We start from the raw sequence: 13,917 nt of genomic DNA, 5'->3' as shown, positions 1-13,917 counted from the left end.
TATGAAACACAAGTTTCAAATTATTTCAAAAAGATAGCATTGACTTGTGCTCAAAACAAAATAAAGTATGTCCCAGTGTCTGCTGGTGTCGATTTCGAGAAAATACTCACGACATACCTTGTTGAAAAACAATCCTTTGGGTAATACAGTTTTAGTTTATTGAAATTTTTATCAAATAACACTTGCGAGAGTCGAAATAGATTGTATATTTGCACTCGCTAACAAATTTTTATAGATTTCTAGAAAATCAACTTTAGCGAAACAATAAAGCACTGGTTTGGTAGTTCAGTTGGTTAGAATACATGCCTGTCACGCATGGGGTCGCGGGTTCGAGTCCCGTCCAGACCGCAATATTGGGAAAAGCCTTTCTTTTAAGAAAGGCTTTTTTGCCCAAAAACGGTATCTAAGATTAGTTGTGTTGTTTTGCTACGACTTTGTAACTCGTAGCTGGTTTAGTAGTTAGACCAATGAAAAGCTTTCCACTTTTGTGGATAGCTTTTTTGATTTAAGACGTTTTTGTTTTGAACCATATAAGTGATATAAGTTCATATTAAGATAAAGTTTAACTACAGAGTACATAATTCCGATAGCTATCGGGATACGCAAAATCCGCAAAGTTTTTTTAAAGCTTTGCGGATTTTTCGTTTAAATATGAACCATATAAGTTATATAAGATTTGCACGTTTTCGTTTTTGTACTTGCCAACTTTGCGATTTAGTGGTGTGATTTCATTTAAAAATGCAGCTTATCTGTTCTTAGATCACTTATATGGTTTAAAATATCACTTTTTTGGTTTTGTATTTCAATAGAAATCAATTGGTTAAAAATTTCTTGATTTTTATTCGAAAAAAACCTTGCAAAACCCACTTTCTATTGTATTTTTGCACTCACAATAACGCAGTTGGTTTGGTAGTTCAGTTGGTTAGAATACATGCCTGTCACGCATGGGGTCGCGGGTTCGAGTCCCGTCCAGACCGCAATATTGGAAGAAGCCTTTCTTAACGGAAAGGCTTTTTTGTTTTTACAACAATCTAGGTTTAACCACAAAGCGCGCTAAGATTTTAATTTTACTTTACGCATAGAAAACACAAAGTTCGCAAAGCTAGATCAACACAAAGCTTTGCGAACTTTGTGTTTTCTAAATAGTATACTTTAAAATCTTAGCGGACTTTGCGGTTAAATATTTACAATCCAGCTTTGGAATTTGGAATTTTTAAAATTTGGAATTTATTTCTTCTTATATTTATATAGCATAAAGCAGTTATTAATTACTTCAATGGAACAATCATCTTTTAAAGTAGACAAGTATTACATTAAAAAAGTAGATGCCGATAAAAAGAGCATTTATTGTCATCATGATTTGATGGGCGAATTGCTTGTTCCAACTCACAAACACGATAAAGCGCAAATGCTATATGCCGAAGGCGATGTTGTCTTTGTAACTACTGAAACTAAAACGTACTTTTTACCGGCAAGGCATTTTATCTGGATTCCGGCTGGTGTAGAACACAGTATTCATCCGAAGTCTGAAAACGTGATGATGCGTAATTTGTATTTCCCTGTCGAAAAAAACGAAGATGTTTTCTATAAAAACGAAGGGATTTATCCGGTGAATAATTTATTGCTTCAAATGATGCTTTTCACGAATCAATGGAATGGGGATTTAAAAAAAGGTTCTCCCAATTTTGTGATTGCAAAAGCTATTAAGGCGATTCTTCCGCAAATATGTTTAACTAATTTACCGCTTGAATTGCCTTTGCCAAAAGATCCCCGATTGGGTAAAATTCTGCGTCATGTTGAGAATAATTTGGGAGAAACGATTCTGTTTGCTGATGTTGCACACGAATTTGGTTACAGCGAACGCTCTTTGTATCGCTTGTTTCAAAAAGATTTACAAATGTCATTTATTCAATATTATACTATAAGAAGAATTTTGAAGGCAATCGAACTTCTGCTTGACAGAAAACTTTCGGTTAAAGAAGTTGCTCAGGAAGTTGGTTATAGCAGCGTACCAACATTTAGTAATACTTTCTTTAAAATCCTGGGGCAACGACCGTCGGATTACTTAAACGGAGAAAATATATTGAAGAAAAAATAGAAATATATTTGCCCACGGATTTTACTGATTTAACGGATTGGCACAGATTTTTTTACACTTTCTGATTAATCTTCTGGAATAAAAATATTTCACGCAGATTTTGCAGATTTAAGCAGATTAGTGAGGATTTTTTTAATTATGCTTTAATCTTTTTAAATCTATGGGGAAAAAAATTATTCTCTCGCAGATTTTGCAGATTCGTCAGATTATTTATTTTAAATGTAGTTATCTGCTTGATCTGCAAAATCTGCGAGAAAAAAAAATTAACGCAGTTCTTAGTGATTTAAGCAAATTCACGCCGATTTTTTTATAATTATCTGCAAAATCTGCTTTTAATCTTTTTAAATCTGCGTGAAACCTTTAACTTATATGTGTTTTTTTAATGCGCTCTTATTCAGTATTTTAAGATAACGTTTTCGCAAAATAAAATTTTAACATTTGTCCGAAATGAATATGTTATTGACTTTTTAGAATTATCAGTCATCAGAAAATTGAAGGAACTTTGCACTATAAAAATATTTATAAATTCATGTTCCTTAAAACAACAAATTCTACAGACAATTGTTTTCTCAAAATCATGTTGATATTTCTAATTGTATTGACATTTAATGGTTTACAAGCTCAGGAAATTCATTCGGTTTCTTTGAATGAAGCGGTGAAACTGGCTAAAGAAAACAACAAAAAAATCCTACGATCACAATTAGAGACGACGCTTTCAGAACAAAACATCAAAGAAAGAAAAGAACTCCGTTTACCGGATATCGAATTAAACGGTGAATATTCCAGAATTACCAATATTACGGAATTCAAAGGAAGCGGTTTCCTAAACGGAAAAGAAGTGACAAAGGCAATTCCTGAAATTTATCAGGTGAATTCGACTTTTAAAATGCCAATTTATGCGGGTAATAAGATCAATAATGCCATTAAAATTGCCAATCAGGAAAATGAAATTGCCAAAATAAAAAACGAAAAGACTCAAAATGATGTTGAGCTTGAAGTTGTGGCTAATTATCTGGCGATTTATAAAATGATGGAACTTCAAAAGATTTTTGAAGAAAACATTAAAGAAGAAAAAAGCCGATTAAAAGAAGTTCAGTCACTTCAAAAACACGGAACTGTCACTAAAAATGAAGTCATTAGAGCCGAATTGCAACTTTCTGACCGTGAATTAAATTCACTTACGAATTCTAAAAATATAAAAATCGCATTGCATGATTTAAAGACTTTGATTCAGATTCCGGAAAACGAAGGAATAGCGATCGATACAACCTCGAATATTGATAAAATGAAGGATTTAGATCCGTATGATTTTTATTTGGAAAAAGCTTTTCAGAATGAAGAAATGAGAATCGCCAGCCAGGAATTAAACATCAAAAAAACCGAACTTCAATTGGTGAAAGGAAATTATTTGCCAACGGTAAACTTCTTTGGGAATTATGGTTTTTATTATCCTAACTATAAATTTTTTCCGCCAAATCCGTATTTGTACACTTTAGGTCAAATTGGTATTGAGGCGCATTTTGATATTTCGGCTTTATATAAAAATAAAACCAAAGTGCAACAGGCTACAACGCAAATTGAATGGCAGAAAATGCAGACGGAAATTACAAAAGATGAAATTCAGGATAAGCTTTTTAAGGATCATACGCAATATCAGGAAATCCTCGAAAAATTTGTGGTTGTTGATAAAGCTTTGGATTTAGCCAATGAAAATTACCGAATCGTAAAATTGAAATACTTAAACCAATTGGTTTTAATTACCGAAATGGTTGATGCTGATAATGCGTTATTACAAGCAAAATACAATAAAATTTCTACAAGGCTTGACGCCGTTCTTAAACATTATGAGTTGCTTCATACAGCGGGAATAATGCCGAATGAGATTTAGAAGAAAGAAAATAGAATATAGAGAATAGAATATAGAAAATAGACTAGAAAAAGATATAAAATTTATGGTAAAGATTAAAAATGAAACTCGCGCAAATAGATCGTTTCATATCATTATAACAATAATTGCGTGCATTTTGGTTGCAAGCGGAATCATTTTAGGAATTTGGTTTTATGTGTTTAATAAAAACCATGAAGAGACAAATGACGCTCAGGTGGAGCAATATGTAACGCCAATTATGTCCAGAATTACAGGATATGTTCAGGAAGTTCGTTTTGATGAAAATCAGTTTGTGCATAAAGGAGATACTCTGGTAATTATCGATAACAGAGAATACAAATCAAAACTGAATGTGGCTCTTGCCGATGTTCAAAGTGCGAAACAAAGCAGCGTTGTAGCCGAGAGAAATGTAGCGACAACGGCGAGTTCCACCGTAATTGGAGAATCACAATTGGCTGCGGCCAAAACGAATCTTTGGAAAACAAAATTAGAATACGAAAGATATCAGGCTTTGGTAAAAGATGAAGCAGCGACATCTCAACAATTAGAAAAAGTTAAGGCAGATTACGAATCGGCGCAAGCGCATTTTCAGGAAATGAGGGATAGAATTCAATCCTCTAATTTAAGTACATCTCAGGCGCAGGCAAATGTTCCTGCATCGCAAACTAATATTGCCTCAAAACAAGCTGTAGCAGATAATGCAGAGTTGTTTCTTTCGTATACCATAATCACTGCGCCTTATGATGGCTGGATTGGCAAAAGAACTTTACAACCCGGACAATTGGTTAAAGACGGGCAATCATTACTTTCTATAGTAAGTAAAGAAAAATGGATTACGGCTAATTTCAAAGAAACGCAATTGCAATATTTAACCGTAGGTCAGGAAGTAAAAGTTCAGGCCGACGCTTTGAATGATAAAGAATTTACAGGAATTATAACTTCATTATCACCTGCAAGTGGCGCGAGATTTTCGTTATTGCCACCAGACAATGCAACGGGAAATTTTGTGAAAATTGAACAACGAATTCCTGTTCGTATTCAATTGAAAGACACTGATAAACAAGCTGATTTTTTACGAGCCGGAATGAATATCACCGTTATCGCGGAACACAACTAAAATGGAAGATAAAAGTATTTTTAAATCCTGGGTTCCCAATTGGGCGATTATCCTCATATTGTTTGTGTGTTTATTGCACTCAATGATTTTGTTGGGGGTTTACAGCTCAAATGTGGCTTATGCGGCCAGTTTTCTGGATATTGAGCCCGAAGATTTGCAGTTTGCCATGTGTGTAACTTACGGAACTTTATTGGCAACAATCCTTATAGAAAGTCGGTTTTCAAATTACTTTCCTGCAAAAGGCTATTTGATGTCATTGTATATTTTGATAGCTGTAACAATAATTTCATCTGCTTATGTGACTAATTTTGCGGTTTTTATTATTTTAAGAGTTGCCGAAGGAATCTTGATGGCTTTGCCCGTTATGATTTTGAGACAATTGCTGGTGGAACGTTTTAAATCTAAAAATGCGATTATAATTGGATTCTCCTTTTATTACGGATCACTTTTATTGGCAACGCCTTTTATCATGAATATTGCCGTTTGGTTTCTGGATCATTACGATTGGAAATACATGTTGTATGTTTCTGGAATGCTTCAGGTTATTAATGTCTTTTTGATTTTGGTTACGTTTAGAAGTCATAGAATTACAAAGAAAATCCCTTTATATCAAGTCGATTTTTTGAGTTTTGTTTTGATTTTGACTTCGATTTTAACCGGCGCTTACTTTTTTGTTTATGCCGAAAAAAAATATTGGTTTGATTCTTCCCAAATAATTCTGGCTTTGATAATTTGCCTCATAACTGGCGGATTATTTATTTTTAGACAATTACTTGTAAAGCGACCATGTTTTGATTTTGAAGTTTTTAAATATTCGAATTTACGAACCGGATTTCTATTGTTTTTTCTTTTTTATATCGCCAGAGCAACTTTGAGTCTTTGTCACAGCGCGATGTTTTCGATCTGGAATTGGGATCCTTCACGAGTTGCCGGAGTTCAATATATTAACGGATTAGGAAATGTGATTGGGCTTATTCTGGCGGCATTTTTTCTGATGAAATCCTTAGCAACAAAATACATTTTTATGATAGGTTTTGCGCTTTTGGCGGTTTTTCATTTTTGGTTTACTTATCTTTTTGTTTCCGATGTTTCATTATCAGATATTATAATTCCATATATTTTACAAGGAATTGCGGTTGGAGTTTTATTCGTGCCTTTGGTATTGTTTACCGTTACCGCAGTTCCGTCAAAAATGATGACTTCATCTGGAGTTATTGGTGTTTCGGGGCGTTTCTGGGGAAGCACGATTGGCTTTTGCATCATGCAGAATGCTCAAGTATTTCTGAATAAAAAACACTTCCTGAAATTGAGCCAGTTCGTTACGGGCGATAATCCCCAGGCTCAGGAAACAATCGCCAAAACAGCCCAAAGTTTTGCAGCAAAAGGATATTCGCTTGACGATGCAAATACATTGGCGCTAAAAAAGGTATTTAGCACCGTTGCCAAACAAGCTACGTTATTATCTAATATGGAAATTTATACCGTTGTAGGTTACGGATTGTTGGTTTTGGTAATCCTGATAGGATTTAACCAACATTTGCGACACACGGCGAATTTGTTTAAAAAGAAGATCTGGATTAGTTAAAACTTCTCTTTAAGACTAAACTTAAAATTAAGGATTGATTACCCTTGATTGCTTTGATTGAATGATGTGAAGACCCGTGCTGATTACACGGGTTTTTTTATACGCCAAAATAAATCATTCCTTCGGAATTTTATAAAAAGTTCCAAAAGGAACGAAGCATATTGTAGGGATGGATTTTAATTCATCTTAGCGGTGATAATCGACAAAGATTGACGATATTCTATTGTGGTTACGTTATGTTCAAGGGATTGAAATCCCTAGCTACAAAATAAATCATTCCTTCGGAATTTTGTCAAGAGTTCCAGAGGAACGAAGCATATTGTAGGGATGGATTTTAATCCATCTTAGCGGTGATAATCGACAAAGATTGACTTATTCTATTGTGGTTACGTTATGTTCAAGGGATTGAAATCCCTAGCTACAAAATAAATCATTCCTTCGGAATTTTATCAAGAGTTCCAGAGGAACGAAACATATTGTAGGGATGGATTTTAATCCATTCTTCGCGGTTAGAAGGACAAGGTAAATGAATAGCCTCCAGTTTTAACTGGAGGTTTTTTATGTTTAAAAAGGAAAGGCTTTAGCCGAAATTCATCTATTTTTAATCTTCAAAAACACCTCGTTTCTAAACCAATTTTCATCTTCTAGAGTTTCAAAAATTCGTTTAGGAAGAAAGAATGTCTGGCCTTTAGAAATGTATAATATATAAAGATCTTTTAATTCAAATACTTTTATAAAATTCTGTACAGGAATTGTGCTTTCGGATATTTCTCCCATTCGAGAAATGATTTTATCTGGAAAAATTTCGTGTTTTCTTTCTTTAAAAATAATTTCATTTTCCTTTGAATATGCAAATCTCCAAAATTGAAATATTATGATTAGTGGATAGATAAATCCAAAAACCATTACGAAAGTATCAGAACCGTCTTTGTTTTGTCTAAAAAGAATGGATATCGAAATCAAAAGTATAAAGGCAAATAACCACCATCGTTTTTTTAATAAAATTCTAATGAGGAATAAGAAATATTCTTTTTGTGTGAGTTGATATTTTTTGGTTTGGATCATTGGTAGTTAGGAATACTAGATTTTGAGGTTTTTATTTAATAGAAAAATCAAGCAAATCTTTAGGTTCAACATCTAAAGCATTTGCAATTTTTAGAAGAGTCTTTATACCTGTTTTTATTTCAGCTCTTTCTATTCTGCCAACTTGATTTTGGGTGATACCGCAATCATCAGCTAAGTCTTGTTGAGACATACCTTTCTTTTCACGTAGTTGTCTGATGTGAATTCCAAGATTTGCAATAAAAGTTTCTTCTGAAATATTCATATTTCAAAAGTGATAAGATTTATTTTTCAATTACACCCATGTATGGGTGTAATTTACTATATTTGGCAGATCTAAAAAATAAGACAATGACTACAGAAGGTTTTTCTAAAGAGGTTGAAATCAGAATAAAAGATTTTTTTATAGATGTTATGGATCCCGAAGACATGGCAAAAACAATACGACAAGTAAATTATGCGCTTTCGTTATGCGTCATGAGAGGATGTGAAACCTTAGAATCTGAAGTAAATAATATTGAAGATAATTTTTATTGGCTCAACAAATTTGCCGAAGCTTTAGATCCATATTTGGATGTTGAAACGAAATAAGATTGGTTTTTCGGATCGTAATAAACCCGACAGGTTTTTAAAACCTGTCGGGTTTGACAATATTGGGGTTACTTTGTATTTCAACGGATTTTAATCCGTTTTTTAAACTTTAAATTATGAATGAAAACAACCTTTCAAAAGAAACAGAAGCAAAACTAATTGACTTTTTTAGTAACACCATAGATCCTGAAAGCTTTGCAAAAGCAATCAGACAATTAAACTATGTAATTGCTTTAAGCAGGGTTCTTGAAAAGGAAAACAAATACGCTCAAAAAGAGAATTTAGAACACGGTTTGCCGCGTTTGAATGAATTAGCCGATATTTTAAATCCTTATTTGGAGTTTAAGAAAATTTAGGTTGGTGTTTGTTTGTTATTTCGACCGAGGGGAGAAATCGCACAAGTATTTCGACAAAGATTGACGATATTCTTTGCGGAGTTTCTAGCGGAGATTCCCCGTTCCTCGGAATGACAATTTTTGGGGTTACTGCGTGTTCAAGGGATTAATCCCGAAGCCTCGGGACCTCACTACAAAATAATCATTCCTCCGGATTTATGATGAGTTCCAAAGGAACGGAGCATATTGTAGGGATGGATTTTAATCCATCTTCGCAGTTATAATCGACAATCTTGTCATTTCGATCGAAGTGAGAAATCACACAAGTATTTCGACAAGGATTGACGATATTCTTTGCGTGATTTCTCTTTTCTAGAAATGAATGTCGTTTAATTTAAAAACCTTATATAGAGTATAAGAAAAGTAAGATTTTGTGTTTCTTATATTTTTAAATTTTAAATCATGGCGTTTTTCTTATATTGCACCTTAAATAATTTATTATTATGGGTGGAATAGCAACCAGTGTAGAAGTGCAAATTCAGAAACTAGCTGTTAGAGGAATGGAGTTGGATTGGGGAGAAGATAAGGCAAAAGAAATTCTATTAGATATTGGTTATTATAGGTTAGGTTTTTATTGGAATCCATTTGAGATTGATGATGATCATAATTTTGTAAAAGGAACGAAATTTTCAGATGCTGTTAAATTGTATTATTTAGATATTGACTTAAAAAACATCTTAAATAGAGCTTTAAACAGAATTGAAATTAACTTGAGAACTCAATTGATTTATATTGTATCTAATGAATATCCGCAATTCCCTACGTGGTTTGCTAACAAAAGAATAATTCAAAGTAAGTTTGTTGATGAACTTCCAAAATATTATGATGAGAAATTTAAAGATAAAAACAAGCCAATAAAAAAGCATCATATTAATTATCCAAATGATATTTATGCACCTGCCTGGAAAACATTGGAATTTTTAACTTTTGGTAGTATTTACAGTATTTTTTGTTCTATTAAGGATGAAAATTTACAAAAGAAAATGGCTAGATATTATGGTTTTAATTCTTTGAACACTTTTAGAAATTTTTTTCAAACCATCATTTTTATTAGGAATATTTGTGCACATAGTGGTCTATTGTATGATTGCAATACGCCAAAAGAAATAAGTACAACACCTTTTTTTAAATTTAATAACAATAAAAAACATTCATTAGATTCTGCAATTAAGGTTATTTTGTATTTTCTTGAGAAAATTTCAATTGATAGAAAAAATATTGTTGAAAGAGAAATTACCACTTTATTTGATGGTTTTCAAGATAATGATGTGATTATGAGAATAATTACTGAGAGAATAGGATATGTAAAAAAATAAAGCACGCTCCTTTGTAATATAGTATAAATGTCGTACTTTTGCGGTCAGTGCCCAGCTATTCATTACGCTTTAGTGCCTGCACTTAAAAATAGTATATATAACCCAGACTCGCTCTGGGTTTTTTGTTTTACACACAATTTTAAAATTTGTTTAATCTCAACTTATAAAGCTCAAACGTATAAAAACAAAAAAGCTTCTGATTTCTCAGAAGCTTTTTTCAGTGCGGATAATAGGACTCGAACCTACACGCCTATGTATTAAATGTGATGTTTTATAAATCACTATAATTAATTACTTAAGTTAGTTTAAATTCAGTGGTTTATGGTTTAAAATTAGCTATTTAAAAATAGAATAGCGACTAATAAAATAGAATAGAATCTTAAAATGGTTGGGCAACGGTTGGGCAAATTTGTAAAAGGCATCATAAAATTTATTACTTTTGAATGTTCAAAGTTTAAATGCTCAAAAATGGCAACAACACAATATCGATTAAGAAGTAAGGCAAATAAGAATGTATCTATAAAAATTCGTTTGTCATTAAATAGAGGAAATGTATTTGAATTAAATACAGGCTTTACAATTAATCCTAAGGATTGGAGTGAAACAACAGGACTGCCTAAACAAAATAGTGAAACCAATAAAAAAACATCTATCGACCTCAAAAAATTAGATTCATACATCATTGATAATCTTAATGCAGATTTAGGTAAAGGTGTTTTGATTGATTCAAACTGGTTTGCAACAAAAATCAATGATTGTTTTAGTAGAGTAATTAAAACTGATACGAGTTTTCTTGTAAATCATATTCAATACATTATTGATAATTCAAACACTCGAAAAGTAAAAACAAATGGAGGTTTCAAAATAGGTTTGAGCGCAAGTACAAAAAAAAATTATACTTTATTCAGAAACATAATTTTAGAATATCAAAAGAATATCAAAAAACAAATTCAGTTCCTAGAGATTACAAAGCCTTTTGTTGATAAATTTACCAACTGGCTTATTAATATTAAAAAATATTCTAATAATTACTCCGGCAAACAATTAGAAATATTAAAAACGGTTTGTATCGATGCAGAAAAAAATGAAATTCAAGTTTCTCCTTATTCTAAAATTATTCAGCATTTTAGGGAAAATGAAAATGACCGATATATTCAAACATTATCATTTAAAGAATTGGACTCAATTAAGAATGTTGATTTTTCAAATATTGAACAACTTAACAAGTTTAAAAAAGAGAATTCTGAACTAACAAAAAAATTGTCTATAACCCCTGAAAAATTAAAAAATGTTCGAAATTGGATTTTATTAGGTTGCGAGATCGGACAACGTGGTGGTGATCTATTGGAAATTACAAGCGAAAATATTCGATATAATGGCAAAAATTATTACATCGACATCGTACAGCAAAAAACAAATAAAAATGTAACAATAGGGATTATTGCTCCTCACGTCATTGACATAATAGAAAATCAACTACCTAAAAAAATACCACATCAAAAATTAAACGAATATTTAAAAGTAGTTTGTAAATTGGCTGGTATCGTTGAGGTTGTTAAGGGGACAAAACTAAATGTAGAATCCAACCGTAAAGAATTAGGAAATTATCCGAAATATGAATTAATAACTAGCCATTGTTTCAGACGTTCTTTTGCATCAAACTATTATAAAAATATACCTACACCAATTTTGATAAATATTACAGGACATAGTAAAGAATCTTTATTTCTCACGTATATTAATAAACGGGAAGATAAAGATGCAAATGCTGATTTATTTATGCAGTTTTACGAAAAACTAAATCAAGTCAAACAACCTCAACTAAAAGTCTTAAAAAACGGTACAAATAATTAAACTATGATGGTGTCTTAATTGTAAATGTTTAGGTAATTTAAAGAGTTGAAAATAAAGTTCGGGCGTCAAAGTTGCAGTTACGTTTAAATTGCTGTTTAAATCTCTATTTATTATTACTCTTGCTTTTTAAGTTGATATGATTTTATTAGTATAATTTATTTGTAAAATGCTTCATTTAGTAATTTCAAACTTGGAAAAAATGTTGAAAAGATCCTCTATTGCGTTGTATGTTTAGTGAGGCAACAGAATTTGAAAATTATTGAAATAAAAAAACAAAAAAAAGACCCCGCCCTTCTCTGAATTAAGTTTTTCCTTTGAAAATGTGGGCTTGTAACGCGCAAGGTAGTCTTAGTTCTCTGTTTTGCAAGTGTAAAAAAAAAGTCCAAACATTTTTCAAAATTATAAACTCAATTATATGGTAAATAGCGAATTAGATAGTATAGTCGAAACAAGTAGCTGTACACTTGAAGAATATAAGTATGTATATCCGAGACTCATGGCAGACTTTGTAAAACAATGGCCTGATTTTGACGAAATAACATTTTTGGAAAGAGAAAAACATCTACATTTCCTACTTATTGAAGCTTATGAAAGAGGAAGATTAAGGATTTCAGATTTTGAATATAGACGAAAATTTTTTAATAGTGAAGAAGATTTTTTTAACAGTATGTCATATTTTGAAAAAAGAATCGCAAGTCATAAAAAGATCAGATCGTATTTAGATTCTAAAATAGAAGATATTGAAAAAGTAGATGTAATAGAAACTTTTACAGATGAATGTTTTGCCTCAAATGCAGTACAAAAAATAATTTATCTAAACGAATTAGGCATAATTGATTTATTAAGAAAAGAACATTGTTTCGCTACAAGCGTAAATAATTTGGCTAAGCTTATATCTACAATTACGGATGAGAAACCAACAACAATTCAGCCATATTTAAATGCTTTATTAAATCAAACTGAAGCACACAATAAAAATCCTTATGGATCAATATCGACAGTTGAGAAAGTAAAAATGCAACTTGCTAATTTAGGCTTTAATGCTGAATGATCTCAATTCATTCTTATTAGGGCATCCCTAAATAATCCCTAACATTTATTTGCATTATCATTTTAAAACAAAAAGATATGCAAACAATACAATTCGTTCAGTACAGCCCCGAACAACTACAGCAAGAAATTATTAAAGGCGTAAAAGATCAATTAGATCATTTTTTAAAACACTTTACCCCTAAGCAACCAAATGAATACTTGACTCGTCAAGAAGTTGCAAAGATGTTTGATGTAGATATTTCTACCGTCTCGAATTGGCAACGATCAAAAAAATTAAAGCCACTTGCGTTGGGTTCTCGTGTTTATTTTCTCCGCTCAGACATTGAAGCCAGTTTGATCCCTTTAAACGATTAGGCTATACAATACTTTAATTAAATCATATGGTACTGACAGTTTTCACACGAGTGATCCAATATCAGACAAACTACTTATTGCAATTCGTTAGAATGCAAATATTAAATACAATTTTAGTAACAGTATGTATAAGAAAACGAGAGATGTTAGGCTCTCGTTTATACTTTGTTCAAAATTTGTTCTTCATCAGCTTCGAAAAAAAAACAATATCAAAGACAGGAAATTGATTGACTTCATAAGAATATTACTAAAGGATTATGAATGTTTGGAATTAGAGCGTAATCCCATATTGGATTTTTTTGATACTATAAATTTATCAACAGGAGAACTAAAAACGATTAATAAAAATGGTAACAAAGTAACGCCGTCGAAAAAAGCATTTTATAATGGGCTAGAATTTTTAATTTATGACACTGGGATAGTTTTGTTATCGGGCAGTTTGCATAAGTATTGGAATAATGGATCGCACAATTACAATGATTTTAATATAGATTCCGTTGATTGGGTGGATATTCTGGATAAAGTGAGCACCTAATTCTGGATAAAAGTGAGCAGTATAAATGAACTCAAAAAGGTGTCTAAAAAGTAGTTTAAAAATATAAAA

The 13,917-nt window shown here is 31.8% G+C and carries 13 protein-coding genes, 2 tRNA genes and 1 pseudogene; 14 read left to right on the top strand and 2 right to left on the bottom strand.

The genetic code is table 11. The annotated features are described in order from the left end of the window. The 7 genes and pseudogenes from ACHZDT_RS21600 to ACHZDT_RS21570 form a co-directional block, all read left to right on the top strand. A pseudogene (locus ACHZDT_RS21600) lies at positions 1 to 144 on the top strand (DUF58 domain-containing protein); the annotation flags it as partial. Between the two features lie 130 nt (positions 145 to 274). Continuing rightward, a tRNA-Asp gene (locus ACHZDT_RS21595) sits at positions 275 to 348 on the top strand. A gap of 555 nt (positions 349 to 903) precedes the next feature. Continuing rightward, positions 904 to 977: transfer RNA gene (locus tag ACHZDT_RS21590), tRNA-Asp, on the top strand. 299 nt (positions 978 to 1,276) lie between these two features. After that, a complete protein-coding gene (locus tag ACHZDT_RS21585) occupies positions 1,277 to 2,098 on the top strand; it encodes an AraC family transcriptional regulator (protein ID WP_394776769.1) in 822 nt (273 codons plus the stop codon). A gap of 577 nt (positions 2,099 to 2,675) precedes the next feature. Further along, on the top strand, positions 2,676 to 3,986 hold the full coding sequence (locus tag ACHZDT_RS21580; RefSeq protein WP_394776768.1) for a TolC family protein: 1,311 nt from the start codon (positions 2,676 to 2,678) through the stop codon (positions 3,984 to 3,986). A gap of 64 nt (positions 3,987 to 4,050) precedes the next feature. Next, positions 4,051 to 5,103: an HlyD family secretion protein gene (locus ACHZDT_RS21575; protein WP_394776767.1), complete on the top strand. Its 1,053-nt coding sequence runs from the start codon at positions 4,051 to 4,053 to the stop codon at positions 5,101 to 5,103. Position 5,104: 1 nt separating this feature from the next. Next, positions 5,105 to 6,688 (top strand): MFS transporter, encoded by a 1,584-nt coding sequence (locus ACHZDT_RS21570; protein WP_394776766.1) that lies wholly within the window; start codon positions 5,105 to 5,107, stop codon positions 6,686 to 6,688. Between the two features lie 591 nt (positions 6,689 to 7,279). Here ACHZDT_RS21570 and ACHZDT_RS21565 read toward each other — a convergent pair. Beyond that, positions 7,280 to 7,753 (bottom strand): YcxB family protein, encoded by a 474-nt coding sequence (locus ACHZDT_RS21565; protein WP_394776765.1) that lies wholly within the window; start codon positions 7,751 to 7,753, stop codon positions 7,280 to 7,282. A 31-nt stretch (positions 7,754 to 7,784) separates the two neighbouring features. After that, the gene (locus ACHZDT_RS21560; protein WP_394776764.1) at positions 7,785 to 8,015 is read right to left on the bottom strand and encodes a helix-turn-helix domain-containing protein; all 231 of its coding nucleotides are present in this window, start codon (positions 8,013 to 8,015) and stop codon (positions 7,785 to 7,787) included. A gap of 86 nt (positions 8,016 to 8,101) precedes the next feature. Between ACHZDT_RS21560 and ACHZDT_RS21555 the strand changes: the two genes are divergently transcribed. From ACHZDT_RS21555 to ACHZDT_RS21525, 7 genes are all read left to right on the top strand, one after another. Next, positions 8,102 to 8,341 (top strand): hypothetical protein, encoded by a 240-nt coding sequence (locus ACHZDT_RS21555; protein ID WP_394776763.1) that lies wholly within the window; start codon positions 8,102 to 8,104, stop codon positions 8,339 to 8,341. Between the two features lie 116 nt (positions 8,342 to 8,457). Next, positions 8,458 to 8,697: a hypothetical protein gene (locus ACHZDT_RS21550; protein ID WP_394776762.1), complete on the top strand. Its 240-nt coding sequence runs from the start codon at positions 8,458 to 8,460 to the stop codon at positions 8,695 to 8,697. 482 nt (positions 8,698 to 9,179) lie between these two features. Beyond that, the gene (locus ACHZDT_RS21545; RefSeq protein ID WP_394776761.1) at positions 9,180 to 10,052 is read left to right on the top strand and encodes an Abi family protein; all 873 of its coding nucleotides are present in this window, start codon (positions 9,180 to 9,182) and stop codon (positions 10,050 to 10,052) included. Positions 10,053 to 10,520: 468 nt separating this feature from the next. Beyond that, positions 10,521 to 11,906 (top strand): phage integrase SAM-like domain-containing protein, encoded by a 1,386-nt coding sequence (locus ACHZDT_RS21540; protein ID WP_394776760.1) that lies wholly within the window; start codon positions 10,521 to 10,523, stop codon positions 11,904 to 11,906. A 415-nt stretch (positions 11,907 to 12,321) separates the two neighbouring features. Continuing rightward, a complete protein-coding gene (locus ACHZDT_RS21535; RefSeq protein WP_394776759.1) occupies positions 12,322 to 12,957 on the top strand; it encodes a hypothetical protein in 636 nt (211 codons plus the stop codon). A 77-nt stretch (positions 12,958 to 13,034) separates the two neighbouring features. Beyond that, positions 13,035 to 13,313 carry a helix-turn-helix domain-containing protein gene (locus tag ACHZDT_RS21530; RefSeq protein ID WP_394776758.1) on the top strand — a complete coding sequence of 93 codons (279 nt, stop codon included), beginning with the start codon at positions 13,035 to 13,037 and terminating at the stop codon, positions 13,311 to 13,313. Between the two features lie 223 nt (positions 13,314 to 13,536). Next, positions 13,537 to 13,848, top strand: coding sequence for a hypothetical protein (locus tag ACHZDT_RS21525; RefSeq protein WP_394776757.1), 312 nt, complete (start codon positions 13,537 to 13,539; stop codon positions 13,846 to 13,848). The last annotated feature ends 69 nt before the right edge of the window (positions 13,849 to 13,917 follow it).

It is taken from the genome of Flavobacterium sp. (genome assembly GCF_043722275.1).
GTDB lineage: Bacteria > Bacteroidota > Bacteroidia > Flavobacteriales > Flavobacteriaceae > Flavobacterium.
This window is presented reverse-complemented; position numbering and strand designations above follow the sequence as displayed.

Excerpts from the sequence above, each read along its gene's own strand:
- ACHZDT_RS21585 (WP_394776769.1), top strand. The coding sequence starts at position 1,277 with ATGGAACAATCATCTTTTAAAGTAGACAAGTATTACATTAAAAAAGTA.
- ACHZDT_RS21580 (WP_394776768.1), top strand. The coding sequence starts at position 2,676 with ATGTTGATATTTCTAATTGTATTGACATTTAATGGTTTACAAGCTCAG.
- ACHZDT_RS21575 (WP_394776767.1), top strand. The coding sequence starts at position 4,051 with ATGGTAAAGATTAAAAATGAAACTCGCGCAAATAGATCGTTTCATATC.
- ACHZDT_RS21570 (WP_394776766.1), top strand. The coding sequence starts at position 5,105 with ATGGAAGATAAAAGTATTTTTAAATCCTGGGTTCCCAATTGGGCGATT.
- ACHZDT_RS21565 (WP_394776765.1), bottom strand. The coding sequence starts at position 7,753 with ATGATCCAAACCAAAAAATATCAACTCACACAAAAAGAATATTTCTTA.
- ACHZDT_RS21560 (WP_394776764.1), bottom strand. The coding sequence starts at position 8,015 with ATGAATATTTCAGAAGAAACTTTTATTGCAAATCTTGGAATTCACATC.
- ACHZDT_RS21555 (WP_394776763.1), top strand. The coding sequence starts at position 8,102 with ATGACTACAGAAGGTTTTTCTAAAGAGGTTGAAATCAGAATAAAAGAT.
- ACHZDT_RS21550 (WP_394776762.1), top strand. The coding sequence starts at position 8,458 with ATGAATGAAAACAACCTTTCAAAAGAAACAGAAGCAAAACTAATTGAC.
- ACHZDT_RS21545 (WP_394776761.1), top strand. The coding sequence starts at position 9,180 with ATGGGTGGAATAGCAACCAGTGTAGAAGTGCAAATTCAGAAACTAGCT.
- ACHZDT_RS21540 (WP_394776760.1), top strand. The coding sequence starts at position 10,521 with ATGGCAACAACACAATATCGATTAAGAAGTAAGGCAAATAAGAATGTA.
- ACHZDT_RS21535 (WP_394776759.1), top strand. The coding sequence starts at position 12,322 with ATGGTAAATAGCGAATTAGATAGTATAGTCGAAACAAGTAGCTGTACA.
- ACHZDT_RS21530 (WP_394776758.1), top strand. The coding sequence starts at position 13,035 with ATGCAAACAATACAATTCGTTCAGTACAGCCCCGAACAACTACAGCAA.